The 14,122-nt window shown below is 73.3% G+C and carries 13 protein-coding genes and 2 pseudogenes; 5 read left to right on the top strand and 10 right to left on the bottom strand.

Annotated elements, in window-relative coordinates; all coding sequences use genetic code 11:
* Nucleotides 1–63: 63 nt before the first annotated feature.
* Nucleotides 64–1,119: a class II fructose-bisphosphatase gene (gene glpX, locus ACFUK0_RS22020; RefSeq protein ID WP_380252727.1), complete on the bottom strand. Its 1,056-nt coding sequence runs from the start codon at nucleotides 1,117–1,119 to the stop codon at nucleotides 64–66.
* Nucleotides 1,120–1,335: 216 nt separating this feature from the next.
* Between glpX and ACFUK0_RS22015 the strand changes: the two genes are divergently transcribed.
* On the top strand, nucleotides 1,336–1,869 hold the full coding sequence (locus ACFUK0_RS22015) for a DUF4245 domain-containing protein (RefSeq protein WP_380252725.1): 534 nt from the start codon (nucleotides 1,336–1,338) through the stop codon (nucleotides 1,867–1,869).
* Nucleotides 1,870–1,903: 34 nt separating this feature from the next.
* On the opposite strand, the gene ACFUK0_RS22010 is transcribed toward ACFUK0_RS22015, so the two are convergent.
* The 5 genes from ACFUK0_RS22010 to ACFUK0_RS21990 form a co-directional block, all read right to left on the bottom strand.
* Nucleotides 1,904–2,524, bottom strand: coding sequence for a hypothetical protein (locus ACFUK0_RS22010; protein ID WP_380252723.1), 621 nt, complete (start codon nucleotides 2,522–2,524; stop codon nucleotides 1,904–1,906).
* 227 nt (nucleotides 2,525–2,751) lie between these two features.
* Nucleotides 2,752–3,363 (bottom strand): malonic semialdehyde reductase, encoded by a 612-nt coding sequence (locus ACFUK0_RS22005; protein ID WP_380252721.1) that lies wholly within the window; start codon nucleotides 3,361–3,363, stop codon nucleotides 2,752–2,754.
* A gap of 127 nt (nucleotides 3,364–3,490) precedes the next feature.
* Entirely contained in the window at nucleotides 3,491–3,751 is a 261-nt protein-coding gene (locus tag ACFUK0_RS22000; protein ID WP_380252719.1) for an exodeoxyribonuclease VII small subunit, read from the bottom strand.
* A 55-nt stretch (nucleotides 3,752–3,806) separates the two neighbouring features.
* Nucleotides 3,807–5,048 (bottom strand): exodeoxyribonuclease VII large subunit, encoded by a 1,242-nt coding sequence (gene xseA, locus ACFUK0_RS21995; protein WP_380252717.1) that lies wholly within the window; start codon nucleotides 5,046–5,048, stop codon nucleotides 3,807–3,809.
* A 10-nt stretch (nucleotides 5,049–5,058) separates the two neighbouring features.
* On the bottom strand, nucleotides 5,059–6,411 hold the full coding sequence (locus ACFUK0_RS21990) for an APC family permease (protein WP_380252715.1): 1,353 nt from the start codon (nucleotides 6,409–6,411) through the stop codon (nucleotides 5,059–5,061).
* Nucleotides 6,412–6,489: 78 nt separating this feature from the next.
* Here ACFUK0_RS21990 and ACFUK0_RS21985 point away from each other — a divergent pair, with 78 nt between their 5' ends.
* Nucleotides 6,490–7,473: a 4-hydroxy-3-methylbut-2-enyl diphosphate reductase gene (locus tag ACFUK0_RS21985; RefSeq protein WP_380252713.1), complete on the top strand. Its 984-nt coding sequence runs from the start codon at nucleotides 6,490–6,492 to the stop codon at nucleotides 7,471–7,473.
* Nucleotides 7,474–7,622: 149 nt separating this feature from the next.
* A complete protein-coding gene (ppgK, locus tag ACFUK0_RS21980; protein ID WP_380252711.1) occupies nucleotides 7,623–8,369 on the top strand; it encodes a polyphosphate--glucose phosphotransferase in 747 nt (248 codons plus the stop codon).
* Nucleotides 8,370–8,399: 30 nt separating this feature from the next.
* On the opposite strand, the gene ACFUK0_RS21975 is transcribed toward ppgK, so the two are convergent.
* Nucleotides 8,400–9,038, bottom strand: coding sequence for a DUF6542 domain-containing protein (locus ACFUK0_RS21975; RefSeq protein ID WP_380252709.1), 639 nt, complete (start codon nucleotides 9,036–9,038; stop codon nucleotides 8,400–8,402).
* 251 nt (nucleotides 9,039–9,289) lie between these two features.
* Here ACFUK0_RS21975 and ychF point away from each other — a divergent pair, with 251 nt between their 5' ends.
* A complete protein-coding gene (gene ychF, locus ACFUK0_RS21970) occupies nucleotides 9,290–10,363 on the top strand; it encodes a redox-regulated ATPase YchF (protein ID WP_380252707.1) in 1,074 nt (357 codons plus the stop codon).
* Nucleotides 10,364–10,416: 53 nt separating this feature from the next.
* On the opposite strand, the pseudogene ACFUK0_RS21965 reads toward ychF, so the two are convergent.
* The 3 genes and pseudogenes from ACFUK0_RS21965 to ACFUK0_RS21955 all read right to left on the bottom strand — a co-directional run.
* A pseudogene (locus ACFUK0_RS21965) lies at nucleotides 10,417–10,545 on the bottom strand (type II toxin-antitoxin system YoeB family toxin); the annotation flags it as partial.
* A 25-nt stretch (nucleotides 10,546–10,570) separates the two neighbouring features.
* Complete coding sequence (locus ACFUK0_RS21960) at nucleotides 10,571–11,230, bottom strand: HAD-IA family hydrolase (RefSeq protein ID WP_380252705.1); 660 nt, start codon at nucleotides 11,228–11,230, stop codon at nucleotides 10,571–10,573.
* Nucleotides 11,231–11,296: 66 nt separating this feature from the next.
* Nucleotides 11,297–12,501 (bottom strand): annotated as a pseudogene (locus ACFUK0_RS21955) (dihydrofolate reductase family protein).
* Nucleotides 12,502–12,693: 192 nt separating this feature from the next.
* Between ACFUK0_RS21955 and ACFUK0_RS21950 the strand changes: the two are divergent.
* Nucleotides 12,694–14,085 carry a DUF3616 domain-containing protein gene (locus ACFUK0_RS21950; RefSeq protein ID WP_380252703.1) on the top strand — a complete coding sequence of 464 codons (1,392 nt, stop codon included), beginning with the start codon at nucleotides 12,694–12,696 and terminating at the stop codon, nucleotides 14,083–14,085.
* The last annotated feature ends 37 nt before the right edge of the window (nucleotides 14,086–14,122 follow it).

The raw sequence follows: 14,122 nt of genomic DNA, 5'->3' as shown, positions 1-14,122 counted from the left end.
CGGCGGAGGATTCCGCCGGGGCCGCTGCCGTTCACGTTCCGCCGGCTGTCCGCCGTCGGGAGGTCAGTTCGCGCGGTCGAAGTCGATCGCGCTGTACGCCCGCAGCTTGGAGAGCTTGTGGGTGGAGTTGATCTCCCGGATGGTGCCGCTCTTGGAGCGCATCACCAGCGAGCTGGTGGTGGCGGTCTCCTGGCGGTAGTGGACGCCGCGCAGCAGCTCGCCGTCGGTGATGCCGGTGGCGACGAAGAACACGTTGTCGCCGCTGACCAGGTCGTTGGTGGTGAGCACCCGGTCCAGGTCGTGGCCGGCGTCCAGGGCCTTGCGCCGCTCGGCGTCGTCCTTGGGCCACAGCCGGCCCTGGATGACGCCGCCCATGCACTTCATCGCGCAGGCCGCGATGATGCCCTCGGGGGTGCCGCCGATGCCGAGCAGCAGGTCGACGCCGGTGCCCTCGCGGGCGGTCATGATGGCGCCGGCGACGTCGCCGTCCGAGATGAACTTGATCCGGGCGCCGGCCTCGCGGACCTGGCGGACCAGGTCCTCGTGGCGGGGGCGGTCCAGGATCATCACCGTGACGTCCTCGACCGCGCTGCCCTTGGCCTTGGCGACCCGGCGGATGTTGACGGCCGGCGGGGCGGTGATGTCGACGAACTCGGCGGCCTCGGGGCCCGCCACGAGCTTGTCCATGTAGAACACCGCGCTCGGGTCGAACATGGTGCCGCGGTCGGCGACGGCCAGCACCGCGACGGCGTTGGCCATGCCCTTGGCGGTCAGCGTGGTGCCGTCGACCGGGTCGACGGCGACGTCGCACTCGGCGCCGGTGCCGTCGCCGACCCGCTCGCCGTTGTAGAGCATCGGGGCCTCGTCCTTCTCGCCCTCCCCGATGACGACGATGCCGTTCATCGAGACGGTCGAGACGAGGGTGCGCATGGCCTTGACCGCGGCGCCGTCGGCGCCGTTCTTGTCACCGCGGCCGACCCAGCGGCCGGCCGCCATGGCGGCGGCCTCGGTGACGCGGACGAGTTCCAGTGCGAGGTTGCGGTCGGGGGCCTCGGGGGCCACCTCGAGGGACTGCGGGAGGGTGTTGGGGAAACTGCTGTGTACAGCGTGCGTGGTCATCGTCGATACCTCTCTGTACGCGACGGCCGGTAAGCGCCCGACTACTGCCCGGTCGAACGCCGTGGTGAGGGTCCTGCGATCGTATCCGGCCCCCGGAGCACTGTCTGTGGCCCGGGTCGCCGCTGCCCCCGGCCGCGGGGCGCTTTGTCCCCGTTCACCCGTCCGTGGGTACCCCCGGGTGTCCGCGCCCGGGGTGCGATGGGTCACCATGTTGGGGTGGCAGGCAAGAGCAGCAACAGGAGCCGGCAGTCGGTACGGGACATGGTCCTGTCGATGCTGGCGGTCGGCGGTGTGGTCGCGGTGGCGTACGTTTTCGTCCCGCATTCCGAGGGCGACGGGGTGCACGCCGTCCCGTACAGCGTGGAGGCCGCGTCGGCCCGGCGCGCGGCGCCCTACCCCCTGCTGTCGCCGGAGGGCCTGCCGGCGAAGTGGCGGGCCACCTCGGTCCAGTACACGGACGAGCGGCAGACCGGCTCCGACGGGCACAACATCTGGCACCTGGGCTTCGTCACCCCCTCCGGCCAGTACGCGGCCGTCGAGCAGAGCGACGCGCCCCGCGACGAGCTGCTCGGCAGGATGGTGGCCGGCGGCGCGGCGGACGGCAGCGCGGCGGTGGCCGGCCGGACGTGGGACCGGGTCCAGGGCGGGAAGGCGCGCGCCCTGGCGGTGCAGTCCGGGACGGCGACCACGCTGGTCACCGGCACCGCCTCGTACGAGGAGCTGGTGGAGCTCGCGCAGGCGCTGAAGTAGGGCCGGGCGGGGGAGGGCCCCGCCCGGCCGCGGCTCAGGAGCTCGGCCGCTCCTTGATGCGGGTGACCTTGCCGGCGGCGTTCAAGGTGATCTCGTAGTCGCCCGAGGAGCAGGGGTGGGCCGGCTTCGGCTTCTGCGCGGCGCAGTCCGCGATGTGGGTCTGCAGCTCGGCGACGGTGACGGTGATCGGGCCCAGGGTGTTCTCCACCGAGTGCAGCACCGCGACGGCGCCCGTGGCCAGCGGGAAGGACTTGTCGGCGCCGGTCGCCTGGTAGACGACGTCGTTCACGCCGCAGCCCGCCTTGGTCTCCTTGGCGGTGAGGGCGGTGGCCGACACCTTCGACGGGTAGACGATCTTCAGGCCGGCCGGGAGGTCACCGGGGCTGGGGCAGATCAGGTCCGGGTCGTCGGACGTGGCCGGGTCCTGGCCGGCCGGATCCGGCGACGGCGTGCCGGGCGCCGGCGCCCGGGTGGTCGCCGCCGGGGCGGGCGCGCTCGCCGAGGCCGAGACGGGGGCGGGCGCCGGGGCGGCGGCGGTGGTGCGGCCGGCGTCGGCCGCGCTGTCGGACGGGGCCGAGTTGTCGGGCTCGCACGCGGCGAGTGCGAACACGGCGGTGGCGGCGAGCAGCGGAACGAGCAGCTTGCGGGACGGCATGACGGTGGACTCCCCCTGGTGACGCACGACCGGACGGCCGTACGAGGGGACAGGGTAGCGAGCGCCGCCGACGGCTCGGCAGCTGCCTCGGCCCCGCGACCGTCCGTCAGGAGCCTTGGCGCCGACAGGCGTTGCCCGCAACGCGGACGGCCCGTCCGCCCCGGTGCGGGGTGGACGGGCCGTCGGCCTTCCGTCCGCGGGCGGACGGGTCGAACGGGTCCGACGGGTCAGACGGTGGTGACGACCTCGTCGTACGAGAGGCGCGGCGAGCGGGCGAAGGAGGCGTCCTCGCCCGGCTTGCCGATGTTGACGACGGCCAGCACCGAGTGGTCGCCCTCGGGGAAGAACTCCTTGTTGATGCCCTCGGCGTCGAAGCCGGTCATCGGGCCCGCGGCGAGGCCGGCGGCGCGCACGCCGACGATGAAGTAGCCGACCTGAAGGGCGCCGTTGAGCAGCGCGGAGGACTCGCGGACCGGGCGCTCGGAGAAGAAGAGGTCCTTGGCCTGCGGGAAGTGCGGCAGCTGGGCCGGCAGCTCCTCGTGGAACTCGTTGTCGGCGGCCAGGATGGCGACCAGCGGGGCGCCCTCGGTCTTGGCCTTGTTGCCGTCCGCCATGTGCTGGACGAGGCGGGCGCGGCCCTCGGTGGAGCGGGCCAGGACGACGCGCAGCGGCTGCTGGTTGAACGCGGTGGGGGCGTACTTGACCAGGTCGTAGATGGCCTGGACCTGCTCGTCGCTGACCGGCTCGTCGGTGAAGGTGTTGGCCGTGCGGGCCTCGCGGAAGAGCAGGTCCTGAGCGGCGGCGTCGAGTACCAGGGCGTCGTTGACGGCAGTCGTCATGGTGGTGCACCTCACGTGTGGGGAGAAGTCACGGCCGGCGGCGGCCGGTCACTCCGTCACAACATGAGTGAATATTCAACTGTTCCCCGTCGGCGATGTGATCCGGCTCACGTATCACCGGCGTCGGCTAGCGATTACCGTCCGTCACGGAGTCCTCCGCCGCCAGTGCCGCGTCCAGCCGTGCCCGGGCGCCGTCCAGCCAGCGCTGGCAGACCTTCGCCAGCTGCTCCCCGCGCTCCCAGAGCGCCAGCGACTCCTCCAGCGACGTGCCGCCCGTCTCCAGCTGCCGGACGACCTCCACCAGCGCGTCCCGGGCGTGCTCGTAGCCGAGCGCGTCGTCCGCGGTCCGCGGCTGCTCGATCCCCTGCTCGATCTCCTGTTCTGCCATGGGGCCAGCGTAGGGGGCGGCGCCGACATCGCGGTGGCACCGGCGCCGACGGGCCCTACCGCGCCGCGCCCCCGCCCCCGTCGACCGGCACGCCGTCGACCGTCACGCCGAAGCCGCCGCCCGCCACCCTGGCGTGCAGGCCGTCGCCCGCGGCGACCTGCGCCGGATCCGTCACCACGGTGCCGTCCGCCCGCTGGAGCACCGCGTACCCGCGCTCCAGCGTCGCGGCGGGGGAGAGCGCCACCACCCGGGCCAGGGTGTGCCCGAGATCCGACTCGGCGCCGTCCAGCCGGTGGCCGAGGGTGCGCCTGGCCCGCTCCAGCAGGGCCGTCACCTCGTGCGTCCGCCCGTCCAGCAGCCGGCCGGGGGCGGCCAGCACCGGGCGGCTGCGGACGCCGTCCAGGCCGTGCTGCTCGCGCTCGACCCGGCCGATGACGTGCCGCCGGGCGCGGTCGCGCAGCTGGCGGACGCGCCCCAGCTCCTCACCGACGTCCGGGACCACCCGCTTGGCCGCGTCGGTGGGGGTGGAGGCGCGCAGGTCGGCGACGAAGTCCAGCAGCGGCTGGTCCGGTTCGTGCCCGATCGCGCTGACCACCGGTGTCCGGGCGGCCGCGACCAGGCGGACCAGCTGCTCGTCGGAGAACGGCAGCAGGTCCTCGACGCTGCCGCCGCCCCGGGCCACGATGATCACGTCCACCTCGGGGTGCTCGTCCAGCTCCCGGACGGCCGCCGAGACCTGGGCGACCGCGCTGACGCCCTGGACGGGCACGTTGCGGACCTCGAAGCGGACGGCCGGCCAGCGCCGCCGGGCGTTCTCCAGGACGTCCCGCTCGGCGGCCGAGCCCCGGCCCGTCACCAGGCCGATGCACTGCGGCAGGAACGGCAGCGGCCGCTTGCGGTCGGCGGCGAACAGCCCCTCGCCCGCCAGCCGGCGCTTCAGCTGCTCCAGCCGGGCGAGCAGCTCGCCGAGCCCGACCAGCCGGATCTCGCCCGCCCGCAGCGAGAGCGTGCCGCGCGCGCCGTACCACTCGGGCTTCGCGTGCACGATGATCCGCGAGCCCTCCTGCACCACGTCCGCGACCTGCTCGAAGACGGCGCGGAAGCAGGTCACGGTCAGCGAGACGTCCCGCTCCGGGTCGCGCAGGGTCAGGAACACCACCCCGGCACCGGGCCGGCGGCTCAGCTGGGTGATCTGGCCCTCCACCCAGACCGCGCCGAGGCGCTCGATCCAGCCGCCGATCAGCGCGGAGACCTTGCCGACCGGGATCGGGGCTTCGGGTGAGCTGGTGTTGGACATACCGACGAGGCTAGCGCCGCCTGCCGACAGCGGTCCGGTCCTGGACCAGCAGCACGGTGATCCCGGCGGCCAGCCAGACCAGGCCCACCCACTGCGCGGTGTGCGCCGCCTCCACGATCACCGCGACGATCACCGCGATGCCCAGCGCCGGGACGACCAGGTGCCGCAGTCGGTCCCGGGAGCCCTGCCGGACGGTGTACCAGCCGATCACCGAGGCGTGCAGCAGGACGAACGCGGTGAGCGCGCCGATGTCCACCACCGAGGTGAGCTGGTCCAGCCCGTCGTCGCGGCGGGCCGCCCAGACCGCCGCGACCATCGTGATCAGCGCCGCCGTCAGCAGCGCCGGGCGCGGCACGCCCGAACGGGCGTCCACGCCGGCCAGGGCGCGCGGCAGCCGGCCCTCGCGGCCCATCGCGAACAGCAGCCGCCCGGCCGCCGCCTGTCCGGCCAGTGCCGCGAAGGCCGCGCCGACCGCCTTGCTGACCGCGACCAGGGTGTGCAGCCAGTGCGCGATCGCGGTGTCCACCGTCCGGTAGAAGGCCGAGCCCTGGGCGGCCGGGTCGGCGGCGAGCTGCTGCGGGGAGTCCGGCTCCAGCAGCGCCGCCAGGTAGGTCTGCGCGATGAACAGCGTGCCGGCCAGCACCAGGCACCACAGCAGCGCCTTCGCCACGGCCGCCGAGGCGCCCACCGCCTCCTCCACGAAGGAGGCGATCGCGTCGAAGCCGAGGAAGGACAGCACGGCCACGCTGACGGCGGAGAGCACCGCCGTGAACGAGAAGCCTCCGACACCGGTCAGCGGTGACAGCCAGCCGCGCTGGGCGCCGTCCCGCACCAGCACCACCACGGCCGCCACCACGAACACCGCCAGCACCGCGATCTCCAGCGCCAGCACCGCGAAGCCCACCACGGCCGCCGTCCGCACCCCGATCAGGTTCAGCGCCGTGGTGACCAGCACCGCCAGCGCCGTCCACACCCACCGCGACACGCCGGGCACCAGCGAGTTCAGCGCGATCCCCGAGAACAGGTACGCCACCGCCGGGATCAGCAGGTAGTCGAGCATCGCCATCCACCCGGCGATGAACCCGGGCCCCTCGCCGAGCCCGGCCCGGGCGTACGCGAACACCGAGCCGGTCTGCGGCACCGCCCGCACCATCTGCGCGTACGAGAAGGCCGTGAAGCCCATCGCAACCGTCGCCGCGACGTACACCGCCGCGACCGCGCCGTGGCTCTTCGCGTCCAGCACCCCGAACACGCCGACCGGCGCCATCGGGGCGATGAACAGCAGGCCGTACACCATCAGGTCGCGCACGCCCAGGCTGCGCCGCAGGCCGCCGGGGTCAGTCCGCTCGCTCACACTGTCCATAAACTCCACATTTGAGCACCCGGGCCGGGCCCGGGCCGGGACGTGCCGTCCGTCGGCGCGGCCCGGGGGGCCCGTACCATGGGAGCCATGTCCAACACTGCTCAGCGCCGTGTCCTGCTCGCCGCCCCCCGGGGCTACTGCGCGGGTGTCGACCGCGCCGTCATCGCCGTCGAAAAGGCCCTTGAGCAGTACGGGGCGCCGATCTACGTGCGCAAGGAGATCGTCCACAACAAGTACGTGGTGCAGACCCTGGAGAAGCAGGGCGCGATCTTCGTCGACGAGACGGAGGAGGTGCCCGAGGGCTCGATCGTGGTCTTCTCCGCGCACGGCGTCGCCCCGTCCGTCCACGACGAGGCGAAGATCGGCAAGCTCGCCACCGTCGACGCGACCTGCCCCCTGGTGACCAAGGTCCACAAGGAGGCCGTCCGGTTCGCCGAGGAGGACTACGACATCCTGCTCGTCGGCCACGAGGGCCACGAGGAGGTCGTCGGGACCATGGGCGAGGCCCCGGACCGCATCCACCTGGTGGACGGCGCCGAGGACGTCGCGAACGTCACCGTGCGCGACGAGAGCAAGGTCGTCTGGCTGTCCCAGACCACGCTGTCCGTCGACGAGACGATGGCCACCGTCGGCGAGCTGAAGAAGCGCTTCCCGCTGCTGGTCAGCCCGCCCAGCGACGACATCTGCTACGCCACCCAGAACCGCCAGGTGGCCGTGAAGCAGCTGGCCCCCGAGGCCGACCTGCTGATCGTCGTCGGCTCCAAGAACTCCTCCAACTCCGTGCGCCTGGTCGAGGTCGGCCTGGAGTACGGCGCCAAGGCCGCCCACCTGGTCGACTTCGCCGACGAGATCGACGAGGCCTGGCTGGAGGGCGTCACCACCGTCGGCCTGACCAGCGGCGCCTCGGTGCCGGAGATCCTGGTCGACGGCGTGCTGGCCTTCCTCGCCGAGCGCGGCTACGCCGACGTGTCGATCGTCAAGACGGCCGAGGAGCACCTGATCTTCTCGCTCCCCAAGGAGCTCCGCCGGGACCTGCGCGCCGAGGCCGCCGGCAAGCTGTAGCCGCGCCCCCGCCCCGCACCGCGCCCTCACGACGCCCGGGAGTCCCTCGCGGCCCCCGGGCGTCGTGCTGCCCGCCGGCGGGTATCAGCAGGCGGGGCCGACCCGGCTCTCGTACGTTTTGTGCACAGGCCTGTGGACAGGAGTGACGTATGACGGCGACGGTTTTCGGTGTGGACATCGGCGGGTCCGGCATCAAGGGTGCCCCGGTGGACCTGCAGCGCGGCACCCTGGCGCAGGAACGGCACAAGGTGCTGACCCCCCGGCCGGCCTCCCCGGAGGCGGTCGTCGCGGCGGTCTGCGAGGTGGTGGGGCACTTCGGCCACCAGGGCCCGGTCGGGCTGACCTTCCCCGGCGTGGTCGTCGGCGGCCACACCAGGACGGCCGCCAACGTGGACAGCAACTGGATCGGCCTGGACGCCCAGGGCCTCTTCCGGGAGGCCCTCGACCTGCCCGCCACCGTGCTCAACGACGCCGACGCGGCCGGTCTCGCCGAGATCACCCACGGTGCGGGCAAGGGCCGCGACGGCGTGGTGCTGGTGCTCACCTTCGGCACCGGCATCGGCAGCGCGCTCTTCATCGACGGCGTGCTCGTCCCCAACACCGAACTCGGGCACCTCGAACTGCGCGGCAAGGACGCGGAGCGCCGGGCCTCCTCCGCCGCCAGGGAGCGGCACGAGCTGAGCTGGGAGCAGTGGGCCGTCCGGGTGGACGAGTACCTGGACCTGGTGGAGGGGCTGTTCTCGCCGCAGCTGATCATCATCGGGGGTGGAGTGAGCCGCAAGCACGACAAGTTCCTGCCGGTGCTGCGGGCCCGCGAGGCGGAGGTCGTCCCGGCGGAACTGCGCAACGACGCGGGCATCGTCGGCGCGGCGATGGCAGCCGCCAGGGCGGACTGAGCCCCGGCCGGGCCGCCCGGCGCCGGACCCTCAGCGGCCGCGCCGGATCCGGCGCTGCGCCACGAACCGGGCCAGCACGATCGCCGCGGCCAGACCCGTCCCGCTGAACAGCCACCCGGCCCGTACCGCCAGCCCGGTCGCCAGGGCGACCACCTGCGCCGTCACACCGGTGCTGGAGACCGGCCCGAGCAGCAGCAGCGCCGCCGCGAACGCGATCGGTCCGCTGATCGGGGCGGCCAGCAGGTCCGCCGGGCGGACCCGGACGGCCAACTGGAAGCAGATCAGCAGGTAGGCCAGACCGAACAGCACGCCCAGGCCGCCGAACACCAGCCGGTCCACCCCGGCCGCGAGCAGAGTCGCCAGCACGGCCAGCACGCCGGTGCCCACCGCCGTCAGCCGGGCGGGGCGCCCGCTGCGCGGCCGGCCGGCGGCGCTGCGGCCGCCCAGCCGCAGCGGCAGCGGGAGCCGCAGCTTCAGCCGGGGGCCTCCCCCCGGCCGCGCGGCGTCCCGGCCGGAGGCGGGCCGCAGCCGGGGCGCGGCCGCCTCGGCGGGCTCGTCCGGGGCGGGCTTCCCGGGGGCCCGTCCGGGTCCTGGTACGGCGGCCCCGGCGCCGCCGTTGGGCGGTCGGCGTCTGGGCCCTGGCGGCTGGGTACGGATGCTCTGCTCCACCAGCCCAACGTACGGTCCGATCAACGCCACACTGTGTAATGGGCGGCCAGGAGCTTGCCCCGTGTCTCCGTCCGGCGTAGTCCTATGATGGTCCGTCAGTACGGTCCGGGGGAGTGCGGCGGGCGGCGCCCTCGGGGCAGGGCCGGAGTTCCCGGAGCCCGAACCGGCCGGGTGAGCACCTGCCCGTAGACTGGGGGATCGGCCCGTACGGTGGCCGCTCCACTCCCTCCGAGCCCACGGGACTGCGCTTCATGTCGCTCACGATCGGAATCGTCGGCCTGCCGAACGTCGGCAAGTCGACCCTTTTCAACGCCCTGACCAAGAACGACGTGCTGGCGGCCAACTACCCGTTCGCCACCATCGAGCCCAACGTCGGCGTCGTGGGCGTCCCGGACCCGCGCCTGAACAAGCTCGCCGAGATCTTCGGCTCGCAGCGGATCCTCCCGGCGACGGTCGACTTCGTGGACATCGCGGGCATCGTCCGCGGCGCCTCGGTGGGCGAGGGCCTGGGCAACAAGTTCCTCGCGAACATCCGGGAGTCGGACGCGATCTGCCAGGTCATCCGGGCCTTCGTCGACCCCGACGTGGTGCACGTGGACGGCAAGGTCTCGCCCAAGGACGACATCGAGACCATCAACACCGAGCTGATCCTCGCGGACCTCCAGTCCATCGAGAAGGTGCTGCCCCGGCTCCAGAAGGAGTCGCGCCTCAAGAAGGAGTCGGCCGCCACGCTGGCCGCCGCCGAGGCCGCCCAGAAGATCCTGGAGGAGGGCCGGACCCTCTTCGAGGCCGGCTTCGACTCCTCCTCGGTCCGCGAGCTGCACCTGCTCACCACCAAGCCGTTCCTCTACGTCTTCAACGTGGACGAGGACGAGCTCACCGACGAGGAGTTCAAGGACGCCCAGCGCGCCCTGGTCGCTCCCGCCGAGGCGATCTTCCTCAACGCGAAGATCGAGTCCGAGCTGATCGGCATGGACGAGGACGAGGCCCTCGAACTCCTCCAGTCCATGGGCCAGGAGGAGACCGGCATGGCCACCCTCGGTCGCGTCGGCTACGAGACCCTCGGCCTGCAGAGCTACCTCACCGCCGGTCCCAAGGAAACCCGCGCCTGGACGATCAAGAAGGGCGCCACCGCCCCCGAGGCGGCCGGTGTGATCCACACCGACTTCCAGAAGGGCTTCATCAAGGCCGAGATCATCTCCTTCGACGACCTCGTCACCTGCGGCTCCATCGCCGAGGCCCGCTCCAAGGGCAAGGCCCGGATCGAGGGCAAGGAGTACGTCATGCAGGACGGCGACGTGGTGGAGTTCCGCTTCAACGTCTAGACCAGCTGCGGAAAGGCCGCCCGTCCCGCGCGCAGCGGGTGGGCGGCCTCGGCTCAGTTCTCGTAGTAGTAGCGGCACCGGGCGACCAGGAGCGAGTCCTCGGTGACCTTGTAGGTCGAGCGGTGCTCGTCATTGACCCGACGGGACCAGAGGACAAGAACGAGAGCGCCCCTCCGGCGCTTCTCGGGCCGGCCCGGCCGGCCGGCGTCAGCCGATCCGCAGGGTCAGCGTGCCGTCGGCGCCGGCGAGCACCCGGACCTGCTCCAGCGAGTCGACCTGGACGGTCGGGGTGTGGGCGGCGGCGCGGGGGCCGATGCCGACCACCCGCATGCCGGCGGCCAGGCCGGCCGTGATGCCGGCCTCGGAGTCCTCGAAGACGACGCAGTCGGCGGGGGCGAAGCCGAGGGCGGCGGCGCCCTTGAGGAAGCCTTCGGGGTCGGGCTTGCTGGCGCCGACGGATTCGGCGGTGACCAGGACGGGCGGCAGGGCGAGGCCGGCAGCGGCCATCCGTACGCGGGCCAGCGGCTCGGCGGCGGAGGTGACGAGGGCGTGCGGCAGGCCGGTCAGCGCGGCCAGGAAGGCGGGCGCGCCGGGCACGGGGACGATGCCGTCGGTGTCGGCGGTCTCCTCGGCGAGCATCCGGCGGTTCTCCGCGAGGTTCTGCTCCATCGGGCGGTCCGGCAGCAGGATGGCCATCGAGAGGTGACCCTGGCGGCCGTGCACGACACCCATCACGGTGTCACCGTCGAGCCGGTGCTCAGCGGCCCAGCGGCGCCAGCAGCGTTCGACGGGGGCGTCGGAGTTGACCAGGGTGCCGTCCATGTCCAGCAGCAGTGCGCGGGTGGACAGTTCGGTGATGGCGGGCACGGCGGGGCTCCTCGGTGGTTCGAACCATTTGTTCCTCAAGGGTACAAACAAATGGCCGGGAACGGTTCAGCCGAGCAGGTGCGCGTTGACCGACCTGGCCGCCGCGGCGGCCTCCGGCAGCTCCACGACCTCGATCCCGGCGGCCTCCAGCAGCGCCGTGCCCTGGCAGCCGGTGACGAAGAGGTCCGGCTCGCGCCAGGCCACCACCACCCGGGGGATCCCGGCCGCGATGATCAGCTGCGAGCAGGTGAGCGGCCGCGAGGCGCGCTGCCCGCAGGGCTCCAGCGAGCTGTAGATCGTCGCCCCGCGCAGCCGTGCGTCCCCGGCGGGGAGCTTGGCGAGGGCCGCCTCCTCCGCGTGGTCCAGTGCGTCGGCCTCCCGGCTGTACCCCTCGCTGAGGATCCCGCCGTCGGCGCCGACGATCACCGCGCCCACCGAGAAGGCGGTCGCCGACGGCGGGCACAGCCTCGACAGCTCGACGGCGCGGCCGAGCAGCGCGAGGTCGGCGGCCCTGCGGCCGGCGGGACCGGCGGGACCGGCGGGGCCGGGGCTGGCGGGGTGGCCGGGGGTCGGCTGGCCGGCGGTCATGGGGCGGGCTCCTTCGGGGCGTACCTGAGCAGGACGACGTCCCCCACCGTACGTGCCTCCAGCAGCCGCATCCGCCGGGCCGGCCCGCCGGGGAAGCCGGCCGGGTTCACGAACCGCGGCGCCGCCGCCTGGCCGACCAGCAGCGGGGCCACCACCAGCTGCAGTTCGTCGGCGAGACCCTGCGCGAGGAACTGCGTGTGCACGCTGCCGCCGCCCTCGACCATCAGCCGCCGTACCCCGCGGGCCCCGAGGTCGTCCAGCACCGGGCCGAGCCCGACCTCCGGCCCCAGCGCGACCACCTCCGCCAGGCCGTCCAGTGCCGGACGCAGGCCGAGTGCGCCGGCGTCCGTCGTGTAGGCCAGTTTCGCGCCGCCGGTGTGCCAGAACCGCAGGCCGGCGTCGAGCCTGCCGCTCGCGCTGAGCGTCACCTTCAGCGGGTACGCGGGCTGCCCGGCCGCGACCCGGGCGGCCCGCCTGGCCGGGTCGTTGACCAGCAGGCGGGGGTTGTCGGTGCGCAGCGTGTTGCCGCCGACCAGGATCGCGTCGCAGCCGGCGCGCTGCTCGTCCACCCGGTCGAAGTCGGCCGGGTTGGAGAGCAGCAGCCGGTCCGGAGAGGTGTCGTCGAGGTGCCCGTCGAGCGACATGGCGGCGCTCAGCAGGACGTACGGGCGGGAGGGGGCCATCTGGCTGGATCCGTTCTCCTTCGGGGGCACCGCCAACGGTACGTCGCCGTCGCGGCGCGGCCGGCGGGTACCGGCGGCTACCGGCGGAGGGCCAGCGTTCGTCCAGGCGTGCGGTTCTGTAGGGGCGGCGTTCGCCCGGGGGCAGCAACCTGGTCCGGTCCCGCACCGCCTCGCCGTAGAAGGGCCCCACCAGTGTCGTACCCGCGCCGTCCGCTCGGTCTCGCCGCCGCGCTCACCCTGGCCGCCGCACTGCCCGCCATCGCTCTCCCCGCAGCTCCCGCGTTCGCGGTGACCTACGGCACCCCCACCATCGCGCTCTCGGCGACCTACCTCTCCGGCGCGGTCGGCGCGACCGGCGACCCGACCGTCACCGTGACGATCGCGCAGAGCGGCGCCGACGTCTCCGCGCTGACGGTCGCGGCCTCGGCCAGCACGAAGACCACGGTCGCGAAGACCACGGACGTCACGGTCGCCGGCACCACCGGCACCCGCACCCTCACCGTGGCGGCCCGGGGTGTCGGCTACACCGACCTGACCGTCAAGGTCACCGGCCTCGGCGGCAAGACGGCCACCAAGACGCTGCACTACGCGGCCTCCGCCGCCGTCCAGTTCTCCGCCGACGCGCGCTACCTGACCGGGTCGAGCGACGCCTCGGCGGCGGTGGACGCCGGCAACGGCTACATCGTGGTGGCGGACGACGAGTCCAACGTGCTGCGCCTGTACGACCGCAACGCCTCGGGCGCGCCCGTCCGCACCTGGGACTTCAGCTCGGCGCTCGGTGTCTCCAAGGAGATCGACATCGAGGGCGCGACCCGGGTCGGCAACACCATCTACTGGACGGGCTCGCTCGGCAACAACAAGGACGGCGAGATCAAGGCCGACCGCCGCACCGTCTTCGCCACCACGGTCACCGGCTCCGGCTCGGCCACCCAGCTCACCCTCGCGGGCAAGTACACCGGCCTGCGGGACGACCTGATCGCCTGGGACAAGGCGAACGGCAACCACTACGGCTTCGCGGCCGGCGCCGCCGCCGGCGAGATCCCCAAGCAGATCGACGGCTTCAACGTCGAGGGCCTGGAGTTCGCCCCGGGCAGCACCACCACCGCGTTCGTCGGCTTCCGCGCCCCGCTGGCGCCGGCCGTCACCAACGGCAAGGCGCTGCTGGTGCCGGTCACCAACTTCAACCAGCTGCCGGGCGGTTCGGTGCACGCGACGTTCGGTACGCCGATCGAGCTGAACCTCGGCGGGCTGTCCGTGCGCGACATCCGGCGCAACGCGGCCGGGCAGTACCTGATCGTGGCCGGCTCCTGGGCCGCCGACGACAACTCCGACCCGTACGCGCTCTACCGCTGGGACGGCCTCGCCGCCTCGGCGCCGGTGAAGCTGCTCGACCTGCCGACCAGCGACGCCGGCGGCTGGGAGGCCGTGGTGGACGTCCCGGACCTGACCGTCCCGGGCGCCCGGGTGCAGCTCATCACGGACGACGGCTCGGCCGACCTGTACAACGACGGCACCGAGGCCAAGGACCTGACCCACCCCGAGTGGAAGAAGTCCCGCTCGACCTGGTTCACCGTCAACCCGTAGTCACGGAAGTACGGGTGCCCCCGCCGGAGCGACTCCG

Source organism: Kitasatospora sp. NPDC057223, from assembly GCF_042669755.1.
GTDB lineage: Bacteria > Actinomycetota > Actinomycetes > Streptomycetales > Streptomycetaceae > Kitasatospora.
This window is presented reverse-complemented; position numbering and strand designations above follow the sequence as displayed.